This window comes from Streptomyces sp. SPB074 (genome assembly GCF_000154905.1).
Lineage (GTDB): Bacteria > Actinomycetota > Actinomycetes > Streptomycetales > Streptomycetaceae > Streptomyces.
In genome coordinates, this window is sequence record NZ_GG770539.1 from 2705935 (window position 1) to 2723294 (window position 17360).

Consider the following 17360-nt stretch of genomic DNA (forward strand, 5'->3'; position numbering starts at 1 on the left):
GGCGGGACGGGAGGCGGGCGGCGGGCCCTCGCGGGCGACGGGCGACGGCCCGGGCGCCGCGAGCCGCCGGGCGGGGCACCGCGCTCCGCCACCCCCGGCGCCGTCACGCGGGGTGCGGCACCTCGATGTCCCGTTTCTGGATCTTGCCCGTCGGGCCCTTCGGGAGTTCCGCGAGGAACCAGACGCGGCGCGGGTACTTGTACGCCGCCACGCGCTCCTTCATCCACGCGCGCAGCGACTCCGGGGTCTCCCCGGCGCCGGGGCGCAGCACGACCGCCGCGCCGACCTCCTCGCCGAGGCGTGCGTCGGGGACGGCGAGCACGGCGGCCTCCAGGACGGCCGGGTGCTCGTACAGGACCTCCTCCAGCTCGCGCGGGTAGACGTTGTAGCCGCCCCGGATGATGAGGTCCTTCTTGCGGTCCACGATGTAGTAGAAGCCGTCCTCGTCGCGGCGCGCGAGGTCGCCCGTGCGCAGCCGGCCGTCGGGCATAAGGACCTCGGCCGTCGCCTCGGGCCGCTGCCAGTAGCCCTTCATGACGTTCGGGCCGCGCACGGCGAGTTCACCGGTCTCGCCGTCCGGCAGCTCGGCGCCCTCCGGGTCCAGGACGCTCAGCTCCACGCCCGTGACCGGCGTCCCGATGGAACCGGGCCTGCGCGGGCGGTCGAGGTGGTTGAAGGCCGCGACGGGCGAGGTCTCGGAGAGGCCGTAGCCCTCCAGGACGTCGCAGCCGAACGCCTTCTCGAAGGCGTGCAGCACCTCGACGGGCATCGCCGCGCCGCCGCTGATGCACAGCCGCAGCGAGGACGCGTCGGCGCCCGCGGCGTCCGGGTGGTGCAGGAGCGCGGCGAACATCGTCGGGACGCCCTCGAAGACGGTGGCGCGCCTCGCCGTGAGCGTCGCGAGCACCGCGGCCGGGTCGAAACGCGGGACGAGGGCGAGCGCGGAGCCCGCGTACGCGGCGGCGTTGAGCCCGGTGAGCTGGCCGAAGGCGTGGAAGAGCGGCAGGCAGCCGAGGACCGTGTCCGCGCCGGTGAGGCGCGCGAGGGCGGCCGTGGTCGCGGTGTTGCTCACGAGGTTGCGGTGGGTGAGCCGGGCGCCCTTGGGGCGGCCCGTGGTGCCGGAGGTGTAGAGGATGACCGCGTCGTCCTCGGGGCCGCGCGCGGTCAGCTCCCCGGGGCCTTCCAGGTCCTCGGCCCCGGTCGGCGTGAACTGCCCCAGCGCTACGGGGTGGTGCGGGACGCCCGCCGCCGCCGCGCCCTCGGCGGGCTCGCCGGGCACGCCGTCCCAGGCGTAGAGCGCGCGGGCGCCGCTGTCGGAGAGGTGGAAGGCGACCTCGCGCTCCTTGAGGAGCGGGTTGAGCGGCACGACGACGCCCCCGGCGCGCAGCACCCCGTAGTAGAGGACGGCGAACTCGGGGACGTTGGGCAGCATGAGCCCGACGCGGTCGCCGGGCGCGAGCCCCTCGGCGCGCAGGCGCGCGGCGACGACGGCCGTAGAGCGCTCCAGGGCCTGGTAGCCGAGGGCGTGCGCGCCGAGGAGGAGCGCGGGGGCGGCGGGGGTGCGGCGGGCGGTGTCCAGGAGGTGCTGGACAAGGCTGCCGGTGGACTCCCGGGGGCCGTCGGCCGCCTGGGCCTCCGGGATCTGCCGCTGGGCCACGTCGCTCATGGTGGTGCTCCGCTTCCTCGCGTTCGCCCGAGCCCGGCACGTACGCGGGTACGCGACCGCCGGAACCCCTCGGGCCGCCCGGCCACGGTGCCGGGCGCCACCGGTCATCGTGCGCCCCGGACCCCGCGCGAAGCCACGTTCCCCGCCACAACGGGAGGCGTCTCACGTTGGCGCCGCGCACGGCGCAGCGGCCGGGGACGCGCTCGCGCCGCGCGGGTTGCCGTGCGCCGCACGGCCGCCCTCCCGCCCCTCACCCCGCCGCCCGGCACGCTCGCGCCGCACGCCCCCGCACCGCGCGGGTTTCAGAGTGTCGCCGCCCACTCCCCCACCGTCGCGACGTCGCCGCGCTTGGCGAGCAGGCGCCGCGTCAGCAGCTCGTGCAGCTCCGGGTCGGGATCGGCGCAGGCGTCCGAGAGCGCCGTGAAGCGGTAGTCGAGGTCGATGGCCTGGAGCGCCGTGGAGAGCACGATGCCGCCGGTCGAGATGCCCGCGAGGGCGAGGTCGGTGACGTGTTGGGCCCGGAGGATCTGGTCGAGGTTGGTACCGGCGAAGGCGCTGACGCGGTTCTTGTGCAGAACGACCTCGCCGGGCGCGGGCGCGAGGTCCGGGTGGATCTCGGCGCCCGGGTCGCCCGGGACGAAGCGGTCGTGCGGGAGCGCGCCGAAGGTCCGGTTGCCGGGGTGCGCGTCCACGTGCCCCGGGAGCAGCCGCAGCGCGACGTGGAGGACGAGGCCCCCCCGCTCGCGCGCGACGCGCAGCGCCTCGGCGGCCTTGCCGAGGCAGGCGGGGTCCACGAGGGAGGTGTGGGCGTTCTGGAAGTCCATGAGGAGGAGGGCGGGGCGGGACACGGGGCCTTCTTTCGTGCGCGGCGGGGCGCGTGCGGGAAGGGGGTGGTGGTCAGCCGGGGGTGCCGACCCGGCTCAGCGAGCGGTCGAAGAGCGTCACGAGGAGGAAGACGCCGCCCGCCGCGAGCATGACCCACGCCAGCGCGTGCATCCCGCCCGTGTCGGCGCGCGCGCCGAAGGATGCGGCGCTCGCCGAGGAGGCGACCATCGAGCCGATGTAGGCGAAGGTGCGCAGGAGCCCGGCGGAGGACGCGGTGCGCTCCGGATCGGCCTGGAAGTAGACGGAGTTCTGGAGGGCGAGGTTGTTGAGGCCCTGCGGCACGCCGAAGACGAGCGCGACCAGGAGCAGGCCCCACAGCGGGCTGGAGCCGGAGAGCGTGAGCAGGATCAGGCACGCCGCGAGCTGCCCGGCCGCGCCGACGAGGAGCTTGCTCCGTACGCCCTTGCGCCGCCCGGACCAGATCGAGACGCCGATGGCGAGGAGGAACATGGGGATCTGCACGAGCCCGGCGCGGAACGGCGAGAGCCCGTACCCCTCCTCGGTCCACTGGCTGAACCCGTAGAGGAAGGAGTACGAGACGACGTACGCGACCAGGGCGCGCCCGTAGGTGGCGAGGAGCGGTGTGTTGCCGCCGAGGACGCGCAGGTCGATGAAGGGGGTCGGGGCGCGCAGCTCCCGCAGCGCGAAGGCGCATCCGGCGAGGAGCGTGACGAGGAGCAGGTACCAGTCGCCCGCGCGCAGGTTCATGAGGAACAGCAGCAGCGAGGTGAGGGTGGCCGCGAAGAGCGCCATGCCGGGCAGGTCGAGCTGGGCGGTGATCCGGCCGCGCTGGGGGCGCTCGCCCGTCCCGGCCGTCCTGGGCAGCCGCCACCAGCCGAGCAGGACGGCCGCGACGGCGAGCGGGATGTTGAGCGCGAAGGTCGCGCGCCAGCCGCCGACCGCGATCAGCAGGCCGCCGAGGAGCGGGCCGACGACGGCGATGGTCTGGTTGGCGACGGCGAGCGCGGTGAGGACTCCGCCCGGGCTGTCGCGCCCGGTCCGCTTCGCCTCGCTGCGTACGAGGGCCATCGCGGCCGGATAGCCGCCGCAGGTGCCGAAGCCGAGCAGTACGCGGGCCGCGATGAGGACGCCGAGGCCGGGCGCGAGGGTGCCGAGGATTCCGGCGAGGCCGACGATGCTCGTGCTGATGAGGAAGAGCCGGCGGGGCCCGAAGATGTCGATGAGCCGCCCGACGACGGGCTGCCCGAGCGAGGTGGCGAGGTAGAGCGCCGAGACGAGCCACGCGGTCTGCGAAGGGGGCGCGCCGAGGGCGTCGCCGATGGGGATGAGCGCGACCGAGATGATCGTGGAGTTGACCGGGTTGAGGACCGAGCCGAGCATCATCGGCGGCAGCAACCGCCGGTCGAAGCGCGGCGGCTGGTCCTCCTCGCGGCTCTCCGTCGCCGCCCGCGTGCCGGGGTCAGTCATGCGTCAGCCGCTCCAGTACGGACATGGCGGCGATGACCGCTTCGAGCTCCTCCCGCGTGCACTCCTCCTGGAGCCGGTTGGCGAGCCATTCGGTACGGGCCTGCCACCCCTCCTGCACCCGCCGGCGGCCCTCGGGCGTGAGCGTGACCAGCAGCCGCCGGCCGTCCTCGGGGTCCGGCGTGCGGACGAGGAGGCCGCGCGCGGCGAGGGCGGCGACGGTCGCGGTCATCGACTGGTGCCGGACGCCTTCGGCGGCGGCGAGCACGCTGGTCGTGACCCCGGCCGCCGTCGCGGGCGTCTCGGTCTCGCGGGCGAGGCGGGCGAGCGCGGTGGACTGCCCGAGCGTGAGGTCCTCGGCCTCCGAGGCCCCGAGGATGCGCCGCCGCAAGCGGCTGATGACGGCCCGGACCTCCCGGGACGCCCGCACGGCGACGGGCGAGGGAGACGGCGCCGCACCGGCGGCACCGCTCCCGACGGAATCAGTGGTCACGCCACCTACCGTAACTCGTACAGCCTGAGCTGTACAGCCTTGCCTGTACGTGAAGGGCCGGCGCTACCGAATGACCACCGCGCCGCTCCGCCCCTGCTCCCTCCACGGGGACACCGACCCACCCGGTTGCTGCCAGACTGGCCTCATGCAGGACAACTACTTCTCGCTCACGCGAGTCCGGCTGAAGCACTACAGAAGCATCGCGGAAGCCGACGTCGAGTTGGGCAGGCTGCTCCTGCTCGTGGGACCGAACGGCTCGGGCAAGAGCAATTTCCTTGACGCCCTGCGCCTGCTCTCGGAGTCCCTGCAATCGTCACTCGACCAGGCGCTGCGGGGCCGCGGCGGTGTGGCCGAGGTCCGCCGCAGGTCCACCGGCCACCCGACGCACTTCGCGATCGACCTGGAATTCCGCGGGCCCGGGTTCACGGGCGAGTACGGCTTCGAGGTCGCCGCGGTTCGCGGGGGCGGCTTCCGTATTCCCCGCGAGCACTGCCGCGTCCGGTACAACACCGGATACGTCACGGCACAGGTGGACAGCACCGAATACGCCGAGGCCCATTTCCGGGTCGCGAACGGAGCACTGAGCGACGCCTCGGAACCGGTCATGCCCCCGGCGAGCGAGCAACGGCTGTACCTGGTCGCCGCCGCCGGTATCGAAGCGTTCCGGCTCGTGTACGAGGGACTGTCCGGGATCAGCGTCTTCAGCCTGAACCCCGACGTGATCCGCCGGCCGCAGACCCCCGACTCGGGGGAGTTCCTGCATCGCGACGGTTCCAACATCGCGAGCGTGCTGCACCGGCTGGAGCGCAGCAAGCGCGGCATGGACGACAAGGACCGCATTCAGAACTACCTCTCCCTCATCGTCCCCGGAATGCGCGGCGTGACCCGTTCCGACCTGGGGAATTGGGAGACGCTGGAGTTCTCCCAGGACGTGCCGGGCGCCAAGAACCCGTGGCGCTTCCAGGCACAGTCGGTATCGGACGGCACCCTGCGCGCCCTCGGCGTACTCGTCTCGCTCTTCGCCCGTACCGGCAGCACGCTGAGCACGGTCGGTATCGAGGAACCGGAGAGCGCGCTGCACCCGGCGGCGGCGGGCGTACTGCTGGATGCCCTGCGCGACGCCGCCGAGCGCAGACAGGTCATCGTCACCAGCCACAGCCCGGACCTCCTGGACCGGAACGACTTCACCCTCGCGGAGTTGCGGGCCGTGCGGTCGATCGGCGGCGAAACCAGGATCGGACAGCTCGACGCGGCCGGGGTCCTGGCCCTCCGCGAGCAGCTCTACACGCCCGGCGAGCTCCTGCGCAGCGACCAGCTCCTGCCCGCCGTCAACTCGGAAACCCGGGAGACCCGTCCGTGACCCCGTTGCCTGTCGTGGCACCGATCGTGGAAGGCCACGGCGAGATGCAAGCCGTGCGCGGCCTCATCACCCGCATCGCCGTCGAACTCTGCGGGGGCTGGGCCGAAGTGGCCCAGCCCTTCCGGCTCGACGCCGGGAAGATGCGGAAGCCTGATGAACTGGCGAAAGCCGTACGGGTGCAAGCCGCGCGAGTCCCGGGGGCGGGCGGCGTCCTCGCGCTGCGGGACGGCGATGACAGCGACATCACGTGCCCTGTCGAACTCGCCCGTCTGCTGGCCCCGGCGCCCGGGCTCGTAGGAGTGCCGGTGGAGATCGTGATCGCTCGCCAGGAGTACGAGTCGTGGTTCCTCGCCGCGGCCGAGTCGTTGCGCGACCACCCCTCGGTCCGGGACGACGCGACGGCACCGGCCGACCCGGAGGCCAGGCGAGGCGCCAAGGCCCGGCTGGAGTCCATGATGTGCGAGTCCTACAAGGAGACGCTTCACCAGGCCAAGTTCTCCGCGCTCCTGGACTTGCGCGCGGCGAGGGAGAACAGCAGATCGTTCCGCCGGATGGTCCATGCCATCGAAACACTGCTGGGACATCCCGAGGTCAGCTCCGCTTGACGAAGCGGACCAGGGAGGCGGCGAACCGCGCCACAAGAATCACGGCTGGCCTCGCGCGGCTCCCGCCGTCGCCGGGACCGTGCCGCGTCCGACGCAGAGCGCCCACTCCCTCACAGGTCCACACGACCGCCCCTCTCGGCGGCGGGTTCCATGAAGGGTCACGAACTGCGGCCGCCCCCGCCCGTCAGGGGCCGTCGCGGGCGTGGCGGGGCGGGCGTGGCGGGGTGGGCGGGTGGTGGAGGTGTGCGGGGGGGACGGGCGGGGTGGCACCGCGGGCTTGGGGGCGGGCAGCCGCGTGGGGGCCGGTGCGGGGGGCGCGGTCCGCGGCCGGTGCCGTCGCCCGCGGGTGCCGTCAGCCAGGGAAGGCGGTGCTGAGGGGGCCGACCGTGAGGGTGCCGCCGCAGACGCGGATACCGGCCGTGCCGGTGGAGGTGACCGCCTCGGTGTTGCCCGGGGCGTAGACCTTGATCTTCGCGGGCTTCGCCGCGCAGTCGCCGCCGGTGACGCCCTCCCCCGGGGTCTTGACCACGGCGTGGGCGCTGTCCCCCTTGTCGAGGACGACGTTGCCGACCCCGTGGCCGTCCTCGGAGCGGGTGGCGGGCTTGCCTATCTGCTTGCCGCCGCCGTCGAGGAGCGACAGGCCCGCGTAACCGCGTACGGCACAGCGCCCGCCGGTGTTGGTGACCTGGAGGTCGTAGTACGCGCTGTTCATATCGGAGCCCTTGGCGACGAGGGCGACCTTCAGGCCGGGGGCGGTGCAGTCGGACCTCGGGAGGCCCGCGTCCGCGGAGCCGGAGTCCGCCTCGGTGGCCGGGGCCGCGTCCTTGTCCTCGCCGCCGCTCTCGGAGGCGGACGGCTGGGGGTCGGAGGCGGGCGGCTGGGAGTCCGGGGTGGTGGAGGCCGGGGACTCGGCGGCGGGAGCGGCGGTGTCGTCGTCGCCCCCGCAGCCGGTCAGGCCGAGGACGCCGGCGAGGGCGGCGGCGGCGAGCAGTCCGGTTCGTGTCCGTGCGTTCGTCATGATCGCCTCTTTGCCTCTCGTGCGGGGAACATGCTGACCCTCACTGTGATGACGACCGGGACGAAAAAGTTCACGCCGCCCCGAACGCCCCCGCCAGCACCCCGAGGTACGCCCCCGCGAGGAGCGCGGGGCCGAAGGGGATCGCGGTACGGCGGGTGGCCCGGCGCAGCGCGATGAGGGTGAGGCCGTACAGGGCGGCGAGGACGAAGCCCGCGAAGACGCCCAGGAAGAGGACGCCCCAGCCGTACCAGGCGAGGGCGAGGCCGAGGACCAGGGCGAGTTTCACGTCGCCGAAGCCGAGGCCCGAGGGGCTGACGAGGAAGAGGACCGCGAAGGCCCCGGCGAGGACCACCGCGCCGAGCAGGGCGCGCGGCCAGCTGCCCGCGTGCTCCGGGTGCAGGGCGGCGAGACCGAGCAGGGCGGCGGCGAGGGGGGCCGCGGTGAGGGTGAGGGGATCGGGAAGGCGCTGGACGCGCAGGTCGGTGCGGAGAAGGAGGACACCGGCCGGCGCGAGCAGGAGCCAGACGGGGAGTTCGGGGCGCGGGCCCGTCGCCGCCGCGAGCAGCGCGCACACGAGCGCGGTGCCGAGCGCGTACGGGTACGGGGAGGGCCCGTGCCCGGCCGCGCAGGCGCGGACGCCCATCCAGCCCCGTACCGGATCACCCTGCGCGCACCGCGTGCTCCACGGCTCGCCCGCCGGGACGGCGAACCGGTGGGCCGCGCGCGGCAGGAACGCGCCCGCGAGCGCGCCCCACAGGGCGGCGCAGGCCGCCTGGAACGCGGTTGAGGAGGCGAGTCCGGCGGCGGAGGTCATGCCCCGCCCCGCCCCGCGCCCGCGCGTCGCCCGCGCCGTGCCCCTCACGCCGGTCCCGCCCCGCCCGCCGCGCCCGCCCCCGGCAGCAGCTCCTCCAGCAGCGCCGCGGTGCGGGGCGGGAGCCCGCGGGCTCCGGAGCGTTCCGCGAACTCCCCCGCGAGGGCGCGGAGTCGGGGCGTGTCGCCCGTCGCGTGGACGGCGCGCAGGAGCGCGTTCCAGAGGCGTTCGTCGGTGCCCGCGCTCACCAGGGCGCGTTCCAGCGCCTCGGCCGCCTTCGGGGCGCGGTCGCGTTCCAGGTGGAAGGCGGCGAGGGCCAGCCCGATGTCGGCCACCAGGAGCGGGAGCTGGGCGTCCACGATCTCGTGCGTGAGCCAGCCGTAGCGGCCCGCGGGCCGGTCGGCGAGGAGCGGGCCGCGGACGAGGCCGAGAGCGTCGGTGAGGAGCCGGCCGCGTACCGCGCGGTCCTCGGCGCCGCGCCCGTTCGTCGCCTCGTGGTAGAGGGAGCGGAGCACGTCGAGGTCGGAGACGACGGAGACGTCCAGGACGAGGCGGCCGGTGGCGTCCTCGCGCAGGCGCGGGGTGCCGTCCTCGCCCGTGCCGAGCCACTCGCGCAGCCGCCCGACGGTCGCCTCGCGCACGTCGTCCCCGGCGCCGCGCGGCCACAGCGCCGAGGCGAGGACGCGCGGGTGGACGCCCTCGCGGTGCAGGAGCAGCAGGGCCAGGGCCTCGCGCAGGAGGGGGCCGCGCTCGTCGTCGGGGGCGTCCAGGCCCATGAGTTCGTAGCGGCCCACGAGGCGCGCGTACACGGAGGGGCGGCCCTGCTCGCTGATGTCGATGAGGAACGGGGGGCGGTGGGCGGCCGCCGGGCCGGCCGGGTCGTCGTCCCCGCCCCCACCGCCGAAGGTCTCGGCCGCGGCGAAGAGGCGGGCGACGGCTCTGTGCTGGGGTGCCGGGAGGAGCTGGGCGTCGAGTTCGAGGCCGAGGAGGGGGGCGAGCAGCCGGCCGGCCGGAGTGATCTCCAGCTCCCAGGCTGCGCCGGGCAGTTGGCCGCTTCCCGTGCCGACGAGGTAGCCGATGCCCAGCCGCGCGGCCTCGCGCGCGAGTGCGGCCAGCCGGGCCGCCTGCTCCGCGTCGGGCTCGGCGGCGAGCAGGACGAGGTGGGCGGCCCAGCCGGCCTGCCGGGCGGGGCCCGCACGGCCGGTGAGGACGGAGTCGGCGCCCGCCGCTCCGAGGCCCGCGCGGCGGCTCGCGGTCTCGGCCTCCATGACGTCGAGGAGCGCCGCGACGTCTTCGAGCGGCCGCAGGCGCGAGGGGGCGAGCGGGACGAGGTCGGCGCCGAAGCCGACGAGGGTCACCGTCATGCGGTCCGACCAGCCGTTGGTGGCGAGTTCGGCGGCGACCGAGGAGAGCACGGCCTGCCGGTCGGCGGGCGCGCCCGAGAGCGAGACGAGGCCGGGCACGGCCTCCAGGTTGAGCAGCAGGCGCGAGCCGTCGTGCGTGCCGAGGCTGACGAGGCCGGGGTAGGGGGCGGCCTGGCGCTCCTCCTCGTCCGCCGCGTCGGTGTCGTCCGTGCGGTCCGGGGCGTCCGTGCTCTCCGGGGCGTCCGTGCCGTCCGGGGCGGGGAGTTCGCCGCCTTCGAGGCGCCAGAACGTCTCGTCCTCGCCCTGGACCCAGGGGGCGGGCGGCGCGGCGGCGGGTTCGGCGAGCTGGAGGTGGAGTTCGCCGGGGGCGAGCCAGGCCGCGTAGACGAGGGGCAGCGGGCGGTCCTCGGCGGCGAGGGAGCGGGCCAGGGCGCGGAGCGCCTGGTCGAGGAAGCGGACGGCGCCGGGGTCGGCGCCCGCGAAGAGGGCGTCCTGCGCGTCGGCCTCGTCGCCGCTCGGCGTGGGCAGTTCCTTGCCCCGGCGGCGGCCCGCGACGGCGGTCGCCGCCTGCCAGAGCGCGGCCCTGCGGCGGCGCCCGAGCGCGGCGAGGAGCCCGGCGGCGAGCAGCGGGGCGCCCATCAGGGCCTCGGGGAGGCCGGGGCTGTGCGAGGCGGAGTCGGCGGTCGCGGTGGCGGGCGGGGTCGCGGTCTCTCCCGGCGCCGGGTGCGCGTGGTGGGCGGGGACGGTGAACTGCCCCGTGGTGGTGTCCCCTTCGCGCGCGGCGGGACGCTGCCGGGGGGCGTCCCCCGCGCTGTCCCGGGCCCCGGCGCCCTGCCCGTCCTTCGCGTACGCGTCGAGTGCGCGCTGCTGTCCCCCGGTCAGCTCCGGGTTCGCGCCGGGTGTTTCGACCAGTTCGCCGCCGTGGGCGTCGGCGGGCATCTCCATGATCCAGCCGGGCCGGATGAGGCTCGCCTCGGAGAGCCGGGAACCGTCCGGCTGCACGCGGTCCTTGTTGAGGGCGTAGATCTCCTTGTAGCGGCGGCCGTCGTCCAGGTGGCGCTGGGCGATCTCCCAGAGGGAGTCGTGGTGGCGGCCCTCGGGCGGCTGGATGCGGTAGAACTTCGTTCCCCGCTGGTGGGCCTGGCCGGTCCCGCCCTGCCGGGCGAGCTGTTCGGCCTGCCGTGCGACGGCGTCCGCCGCGGCCTGCTGCTGCCCGCCGAGGAGGCCGCCGGGGGTCTGCTGGGCGGCGGCGACGGTGGGCCGGTGCGTGTCGGGGGCCTGCTGGCCGAAGCCCGCGAGGCCGGGGGTGAAGCTCGCGGCCGTGGCGCCCAGCAGGAGGACGGCGGCGACGAGCTGGCGGGCCAGGAGCTGGCTCGGGCCCGCTCCGGGCACGCGCGCGGGCAGGCCGACGCCGGAGACGGCGGCCTTCACCTCGACCAGCACGCAGGCGGTGAACTGCGCCCAGGCGATCCACACGACGAGCATGAGGATGCGTATGAGCGTGTCGGCGTCGACGGCCGAGCTCAGCCACTCGCCAGGCGGCCCGTCCGGCACCGGCCGCCCCGCCTGGATGAGCCCGAACGGCACCCCGAGGACGAGCGCGAGCAGCGCGAGGACGGCGAGCAGCGCCTTCACCACGTCCCCGAACGTCCGCCGCGGGCGCGGCGGCAGGGGTATCGGGCTCGCGGACCGTGCGGAACTACGTGCCATGAAAGCCTTCCCGGGCGACCGGTGGGAGCCGCTGAACGAGGCCGAGCGGGTTTACGGGCAGAGCCTAACGGCCGGTAAACGCACGCCGCAGGAATCGCGGGCCGAAGTGCGGGGCGCTTTGCGCGCGTTGCGCGGCGTGGGACGGTACGTCCCCGGGTGGCGCCCCGCCCCCGCGCCTGCCGTGACGCCCCCCGCGTCCGGCGCCCCGCCCCCGCGCCTGCCGTGACGCCACGTCCGGCGCCCGGCCTTGGCGCCCGGCCTCCGCGCCCCGTCACGCCGCCGCCTCGGCACCGGGCGTTGACGACCGCTCCGCCTCAGCCCCCCGGCCGTTCCGCCAGCGACTCGATGGTGCCCTCCCACACCCGCCGGTACCCCTCGCGCAGCGGCCCGCCCACCAGGTCGAGCACCGCGCCCCCCGCCTCGACCAGGGGTGCGGCCTCGTCGTCGGCGCAGAGCCGCAGGTGGGCGTCGAGCAGCGCGGTGCCCCGCTCCGGGTCGGCCGCCCGCAGTCTCCGGGGCAGCCACTTGCCGCCCCCGGTCCAGGCCCGCCGGTGGTCGCACAGCAGCTCGGCGGCGGCCCCGAGCACGTACCCGCCGAGCGCGAGCCGTTCGTGACGGTCCTCCCGGCCGCCCCTCCCGTCCCGCCCCGCCCGGCCGTCCGCGTCGGCGAGGTCGTCCAGGGCGTCCGTCAGCCCGTACCGCCGCGTCTCGACGCTCGGCGCGGGCAGCGGCGGCGGGCCTTCGTCCAGGAGCGCGACGGCGCGGGCACGCGCCTCACCGGCCGCGCCCTCGCGGTCGAGGAGGACGAGGCCCTCGGCGTAGAGGTAGGGGAGCACGGGGCGGCGCGAGGCGCGGTCGGCGGCGAACAGTTCGGCGAGCCCGGTCCCGGTGTGGACGAACAGCTCGGCGATCCGGCCCTCGTACCGCACGGTCTCGCGGTGCGCCCCGGCCGTGCCGGGGACGAGCACGGCGAGGTCCAGGTCGCTCAGCGGCCCCGCCCGCCCGGTCGCGGCGGAGCCGCCGAGCACGGCGCCGAGCGCCTCGGGGAAGCGGTCGCGCACGAGGCGCCGCGCCTGGCCGACGAGATCATCCGCGAGCGGGTCCGCGGCCGCGTCTACGGGCGGGTCCGCCGGCGGTTCCACGTGCGGGTTCGTGCCTGAGTCCATACGCGAGCCTCCCACATCCCCCGTTCCGGGACGCCCGCTCCCCCGCGCGGGGACAGCGGAGGGCCCGCCCCCCTGGTGCGGGAGGGCGGGGCCCGAAGCGCTCCGCCGCGGAGCGGGCCCCGCGCGGGGCCCGGGCGAGCGGCTACTTCACCGCCTTCGCGAACTGCGGCACCACGTGGTCGATCGCGTACTGGATGGAGAGGACCGACCCCGTCGCGAACGCCTTGCTGGAGGTCTCGTCCAGGATCAGCGAGTGGCCCGCCTTGACCGAGGGAACGGCCTTGAACAGCGGGTCGTTGGTGATCTTCGAGTCGGGGACGCCGATGCCCGCCACGACGGTCAGGTCGGAGTCGAGGAGGTCCAGGTTCTCCTTCGAGACGCGGATGGAGAACGAGTCCGTCTTCTTCGCCTCGACCTTCGGGTTGTTCTTGAAGCCGAGGTTCGTCGCGAAGCCCACGCGGCCGTCGCCGTTGACGTAGGCGCCGTAGCCCTCGGAGGAGAGCGCGCCGACCGTGATGGTCTTGCCCTTGAACTCCGGGTGCGCCTTGGCGGCGGCGGCGAACTTGGCGTTCGTGTCGGAGATCAGCTTCTGGCCCTTCTCCGGCACGCCGAGCGCCTGGGAGACCATGAGCGTCTGCTGCTTCCACGACGTGAGGTAGGCGTCGCCGCCCTTGGGCACGTCCACCGTCGGGGCGATCTTGCTCAGCGTCTCGTAACGCGTCTTGTCGCCGCTGGACTTGGTGTCGAGGATCAGGTCCGGCTTGAGGGCCGCGATCTTCTCGTACTCGGGTTCGAGCGTGCCGATCAGCTCGGGCTTCTTGTCGTACATGCCCTTGGCCCACGGGCCCACGCCCTCGCCGCCGAACGGCAGCCAGTCGCTCGCGCCGACCGGCTGCGCGCCGAGCGCGAGCGCGGCCTCGGCGTCGCCCCAGCCCAGCGCCACGACGCGCTTCGGCTTCTTGTCGACAGTGACCGTCCCGAACTTCGTCGCGACCTTCGCGGGGAAGGCGCCGCTCGACGCCGCCGAGTCCTTCGTCCCGCCGTCGCCGGAGTCCTTGTCGCCGTCGTCGGAACCGCAGGCGGTGGCGGTGACGAGGAGGGTCGCGACACCGGCGGAGAGCAGCGCGGCCGTACGGGTGCGGCGGCGGCGCCGGGCGGGGACGGGGAAAACGGAAGCGTTCATACCCATGAGGTTAGCCTGCCCTTATCGGACTGATGTACGGAGGGGGCGTGCGCGGGCGTCGGATGCGTCACACGAGGGGCGCCCGGGACCGTCAGGAGCGCCCGCTCACGTGGTGCCGTCCGAGCGGGACCACCATCGGCGTCCCCGAGGCCGGGTCCGGGATCACGGAGCACCGCATCCCGAAGGTCTCCGTCACCAGCTTCTCGGTCACCACGTCCGCCGGGGCGCCCTCCGCGACGACCCGCCCGTCCGCCATGGCGATGAGGTGATCGGCGTACCGGCAGGCGAGGTTGAGTTCGTGCAGGACGGCGACCATCGTGACGCCCCGCTCGCGGTTGAGGTCGGTGAGCAGGTCGAGCACGTCGAGCTGGTGGCTCAGGTCGAGGAACGTCGTCGGCTCGTCCAGGAGCAGGAGTTCGGTGCGCTGGGCGAGCGCCATCGCGATCCACACGCGCTGCCGCTGCCCGCCGGACAGTTCGTCCACCGGCCGGTCGGCGAGGTCGAGCACGTCCGTCGAGAGCAGCGCCTCGGCGACGGCGGTGTCGTCCTCGTCCGTCCAGCGCCGGAAGAAGCCCTGGTGCGGGTAGCGGCCGCGGCCGACGAGGTCGGCGACGCTGATGCCCTCCGGCGCGACGGGCGACTGCGGCAGGATGCCGAGCACCGAGGCGACCTCCCGCGTCGGCATCTCCTGCACCGACCTCCCGTCGAGCAGCACCGCCCCGGAGAGCGGCGGGAGCAGCCGGGCCATGGCCCGCAGGAGCGTCGACTTGCCGCACGCGTTCGGCCCCACGATGACCGTGAAACCACCGGTCGGGATGGCCACGCTGAGGCCGGGCACGATCTCCCGGCCGTCGTAGCCGAGGCGCACGTCGCGGGTTTCCAGCCGGGCCGGCGCGGCCTCGTTCGTCGTCGGCGCTGCTTCGCTCTTCACGGGCGCGGCTCCTTCGGAGGCAGGGACGGTCGTGCGGTGACGGGTACGGGGACGGACGCGCCCGGCCCCGTACGGGCTCGGCGGCGATACGTGCTCACCCGCCCCTCCCCACCCGGTTCGCCCGCGCCAGCAGCCACAGCAGGTAGGGCGCGCCCACGAGGCTCGTCACGATCCCGACGGGGAACTGGATGCCCGGGATCGCGTGCTGCGCCGCGAAGTCGGCGACCAGGACGAGGAGCGCCCCGGTCAGCGCCGCGTGCGGCAGCACCGCGCCGCGCCCGGGGAGCAGCATCCGCGCGACGGGGGCCGCGACGAAGGCCACGAAGGCGACGGGCCCGGCGGCGGCCGTGGCGGCGCCCGCGAGGACGGTCCCGCAGGCGAGGAGCGCGAGCCGCCGCCGTCCCACGCGCGAGCCGAGCCCGGCGGCCGTGTCGTCGCCGAGCGAGAGCGCGGGCAGCGCACGCGCGGCGGCGAGGGTGAGCGGGACGAGCACGGCGAGGAGCCACAGGAGCGGCCAGAACTGCGTCCAGGAGCGCCCGTTGAGGCTCCCGGTCATCCACAGGAACGCCTCCTGCGCCTCGTCCACGTCGGCCGTGGTCAGGAGGTACGACAGGACGCTGAGCAGTCCCGTGCCCACCCCGATGCCGATGAGCACGAAGCGCGCGCCGACGACGCCGCCGCGCCACGACAGCGTGTAGATGAGCGTGCCCGCCGCGAGCGCGCCGAAGAGCGCCGCGCCGGAGAGCGCGAGGCCGCTGAAGGAGAGGACGAGGGAGCCGAGCACGGCGGCGGCGGAGGCGCCGGAGCTGATGCCGATGACGTCGGGGCTCGCCAGGGGGTTGCGCAGGACGGTCTGGAAGACGCCGCCCGCCATGCCGAAGGCGGCCCCGACGAGGACGGCGAGGAGCGCGCGCGGCAGGCGCAGCTCGATGACGACGAAGTGCGCGCCCGCGTCGCCGCCGCCGAAGAGCGCGCCGAGCACGTCGCCGAGCGGGATGACGTAGTCCCCGACGCACAGCGAGAGGCACAGCAGCGCGAAGACGAGGACGGCGAGCACGCCGCCGGTCCACAGCGCGCGCACGCGGCCCCGCCGCCGCACCCCGGCCACCGCCCGGCGGGCCTCGGCGAGGCGGGCGGGGTCGTGGCCGGGCCCTGCCGGGGCGGTGCCCCGTACCGTCCCTGGGGCGGGCGTCCTCACAGCTCCACCAGCTTCCTGCGCCGGACCAGGATGATGAACGGGACGCAGCCGATCGCCGCCGTGATGACGCCGACCTGCACCTCGCCCGGCCGCGCGACGAGCCGTCCCACGATGTCCGCGAGGAGCAGGAGCACGGGGGCGAGCAGGGCGGAGTACGGGAGAATCCAGCGGTAGTCGGGGCCCGTGACGAGGCGGGCGGCGTGCGGCACGGCGAGGCCGACGAAGGCGATGGGCCCGACGATCGCGGTCGCGGCGCCGCACAGGATGACGACGACGAGCGCGGACCCGGCGCGGGTGCGGCCGACCTTCTGGCCGAGGCCGCGCGCGAGGTCGTCGCCGAGGGAGAGCGCGTTGAGCGCGGGGCCGAGCGCGAGCGCGAGGACGGCGCCCACCGCGATGAACGGCAGCGCCTGCCACAGGTCCGAGCCCTCGCGCCCGGTGAGCGAGCCGACCTGCCAGAAGCGGTACTGGTCGTAGCTGTCGCGGTCCTTGAGGAGGATCGCGCTGGTCAGGGCGACGAGGACGGCCTGGGTCGCGGTGCCGGCGAGGGCGAGTTTCACGGGCGTCGCGCCTTCGCGGCCGCGCGAGCCGATCCCGTAGACGAGGAGCGCGGCGAGGAGCGCGCCGAGGAAGCCGAACCAGATGTACTGCGAGGGCGAGGCGAGGCCGAGGAGGCTGATCGCGGCGACGACGGCGACGCCGGAGCCCGCGTTGATGCCGAGGAGGCCCGGGTCGGCGATCGGGTTGCGCGCGACGCCCTGCATGACGCAGCCCGCGAGCCCGAGCGCGATCCCGGCGAGGACACCGGCGGCGGTCCGGGGGATGCGGACCTCGTGGACCACGAGCTGGCCCTTGTCGCTCAGGTCGGCGTCGAAGAGCGCGTGGAAGACGTCGCCCCCGGAGACGTCGTGCCCGGAGCCGATGAAGAGGCTCGCGAGGACGGCCGCGACCAGGACGAGGAAGCAGAGGAGCAGGCCGAGCGCGAGAGCGGAACGGGCGCGCGCGGGGCGGATGCGGGCCTTCGCCTCGGCGGGGGTCTCGGCCGGGGGGAAGTCGCCGGGGTCCTCGGCGAGCGCGGCGGTCGTCGTGCCGCTCGCGGCGCGGGCCGCCTGGATGCTCGCGGCCTTCGCCCGCAGCCGCCGTGCGTACGCGGACTCGGTGGGCCGCTCCGGGTGATCCCCCCGGGGGCCGCCGCTCACGGCTCGTGCCTCACTGCGCTGATCCCTTGCTGTACGAAGTAAGGCAAGGCTAACAGTCGAACCCGGCCAGGTATACGTGCGCAAGGGCCACCCATACGGACACACACGAGCGGGCTCCGCTCCCGCATGGACGAGAAAGAAGCGACGTACCGGGACGATGCGGTCAAGACTGAGCACCATGACCGAGCCGCACGCAGCCCAGGGACACCCCTGCCGCCGCCCCCGCCGCCTCTTCCCTCTCGCCGCCGCCCTCGCGAGCACGATGGTGGTGGGGGTCGCGGGGCTGACGCTGGGCGGGGCGGAGGGGATACCGGGGACGGGGGGCGGCGCGGGAGCGGGGACGCGG

14 protein-coding genes are annotated in these 17360 nt (G+C 75.1%); 2 read left to right on the plus strand and 12 right to left on the minus strand.

What is annotated here, in order from left to right; genetic code table 11:
* Positions 1–103 precede the first annotated feature (103 nt).
* The 4 genes from SSBG_RS11070 to SSBG_RS11085 all read right to left on the minus strand — a co-directional run bounded on the left by SSBG_RS11070 (position 104) and on the right by SSBG_RS11085 (position 4469).
* Complete coding sequence (locus SSBG_RS11070) at positions 104–1666, minus strand: long-chain-fatty-acid--CoA ligase (protein WP_234010475.1); 1563 nt, start codon at positions 1664–1666, stop codon at positions 104–106.
* A gap of 302 nt (positions 1667–1968) precedes the next feature.
* Positions 1969–2514 (minus strand): cysteine hydrolase family protein, encoded by a 546-nt coding sequence (locus tag SSBG_RS11075; protein ID WP_008746240.1) that lies wholly within the window; start codon positions 2512–2514, stop codon positions 1969–1971.
* A gap of 49 nt (positions 2515–2563) precedes the next feature.
* On the minus strand, positions 2564–3979 hold the full coding sequence (locus tag SSBG_RS11080) for an MFS transporter (protein ID WP_008746241.1): 1416 nt from the start codon (positions 3977–3979) through the stop codon (positions 2564–2566).
* On the minus strand, positions 3972–4469 hold the full coding sequence (locus SSBG_RS11085) for a MarR family winged helix-turn-helix transcriptional regulator (protein WP_037869468.1): 498 nt from the start codon (positions 4467–4469) through the stop codon (positions 3972–3974). The genes SSBG_RS11080 and SSBG_RS11085 overlap by 8 nt, the downstream gene beginning before the upstream one ends.
* A gap of 145 nt (positions 4470–4614) precedes the next feature.
* Here SSBG_RS11085 and SSBG_RS11090 point away from each other — a divergent pair, with 145 nt between their 5' ends.
* Both SSBG_RS11090 and SSBG_RS11095 read left to right on the plus strand, forming a co-directional pair.
* Positions 4615–5829 carry an AAA family ATPase gene (locus SSBG_RS11090; protein ID WP_008746243.1) on the plus strand — a complete coding sequence of 405 codons (1215 nt, stop codon included), beginning with the start codon at positions 4615–4617 and terminating at the stop codon, positions 5827–5829.
* Positions 5826–6434 (plus strand): DUF4276 family protein, encoded by a 609-nt coding sequence (locus SSBG_RS11095; RefSeq protein WP_008746244.1) that lies wholly within the window; start codon positions 5826–5828, stop codon positions 6432–6434. Before SSBG_RS11090 ends, SSBG_RS11095 begins: the two co-directional genes overlap by 4 nt.
* A gap of 352 nt (positions 6435–6786) precedes the next feature.
* On the opposite strand, the gene SSBG_RS11100 is transcribed toward SSBG_RS11095, so the two are convergent.
* The 8 genes from SSBG_RS11100 to SSBG_RS11140 all read right to left on the minus strand — a co-directional run bounded on the left by SSBG_RS11100 (position 6787) and on the right by SSBG_RS11140 (position 17014).
* The gene (locus SSBG_RS11100; RefSeq protein WP_008746245.1) at positions 6787–7452 is read right to left on the minus strand and encodes a DUF4232 domain-containing protein; all 666 of its coding nucleotides are present in this window, start codon (positions 7450–7452) and stop codon (positions 6787–6789) included.
* 70 nt (positions 7453–7522) lie between these two features.
* Entirely contained in the window at positions 7523–8266 is a 744-nt protein-coding gene (locus tag SSBG_RS11105) for a prepilin peptidase (RefSeq protein ID WP_037869469.1), read from the minus strand.
* A gap of 44 nt (positions 8267–8310) precedes the next feature.
* Positions 8311–11337 carry a BTAD domain-containing putative transcriptional regulator gene (locus tag SSBG_RS11110; protein WP_008746247.1) on the minus strand — a complete coding sequence of 1009 codons (3027 nt, stop codon included), beginning with the start codon at positions 11335–11337 and terminating at the stop codon, positions 8311–8313.
* A 314-nt stretch (positions 11338–11651) separates the two neighbouring features.
* Positions 11652–12503, minus strand: a complete 852-nt coding sequence (locus SSBG_RS11120) for a nucleotidyltransferase domain-containing protein (RefSeq protein WP_008746248.1) — start codon at positions 12501–12503, stop codon at positions 11652–11654.
* 142 nt (positions 12504–12645) lie between these two features.
* Complete coding sequence (locus SSBG_RS11125) at positions 12646–13686, minus strand: iron-siderophore ABC transporter substrate-binding protein (protein ID WP_008746249.1); 1041 nt, start codon at positions 13684–13686, stop codon at positions 12646–12648.
* Between the two features lie 91 nt (positions 13687–13777).
* The gene (locus SSBG_RS11130; RefSeq protein ID WP_008746250.1) at positions 13778–14617 is read right to left on the minus strand and encodes an ABC transporter ATP-binding protein; all 840 of its coding nucleotides are present in this window, start codon (positions 14615–14617) and stop codon (positions 13778–13780) included.
* 94 nt (positions 14618–14711) lie between these two features.
* Positions 14712–15815, minus strand: coding sequence for a FecCD family ABC transporter permease (locus tag SSBG_RS11135; RefSeq protein WP_008746251.1), 1104 nt, complete (start codon positions 15813–15815; stop codon positions 14712–14714).
* Positions 15812–17014 carry an iron chelate uptake ABC transporter family permease subunit gene (locus SSBG_RS11140; protein ID WP_037869473.1) on the minus strand — a complete coding sequence of 401 codons (1203 nt, stop codon included), beginning with the start codon at positions 17012–17014 and terminating at the stop codon, positions 15812–15814. Before SSBG_RS11140 ends, SSBG_RS11135 begins: the two co-directional genes overlap by 4 nt.
* Positions 17015–17360 lie beyond the last annotated feature (346 nt).

Bases quoted from the DNA above. Each gene is read 5' to 3' on its own strand.
- SSBG_RS11105 (WP_037869469.1), bottom strand. From the start codon at position 8,266: ATGACCTCCGCCGCCGGACTCGCCTCCTCAACCGCGTTCCAGGCGGCC.
- SSBG_RS11070 (WP_234010475.1), bottom strand. From the start codon at position 1,666: ATGAGCGACGTGGCCCAGCGGCAGATCCCGGAGGCCCAGGCGGCCGAC.
- SSBG_RS11080 (WP_008746241.1), bottom strand. From the start codon at position 3,979: ATGACTGACCCCGGCACGCGGGCGGCGACGGAGAGCCGCGAGGAGGAC.
- SSBG_RS11100 (WP_008746245.1), bottom strand. From the start codon at position 7,452: ATGACGAACGCACGGACACGAACCGGACTGCTCGCCGCCGCCGCCCTC.
- SSBG_RS11120 (WP_008746248.1), bottom strand. From the start codon at position 12,503: ATGGACTCAGGCACGAACCCGCACGTGGAACCGCCGGCGGACCCGCCC.
- SSBG_RS11090 (WP_008746243.1), top strand. From the start codon at position 4,615: ATGCAGGACAACTACTTCTCGCTCACGCGAGTCCGGCTGAAGCACTAC.
- SSBG_RS11110 (WP_008746247.1), bottom strand. From the start codon at position 11,337: ATGGCACGTAGTTCCGCACGGTCCGCGAGCCCGATACCCCTGCCGCCG.
- SSBG_RS11125 (WP_008746249.1), bottom strand. From the start codon at position 13,686: ATGAACGCTTCCGTTTTCCCCGTCCCCGCCCGGCGCCGCCGCCGCACC.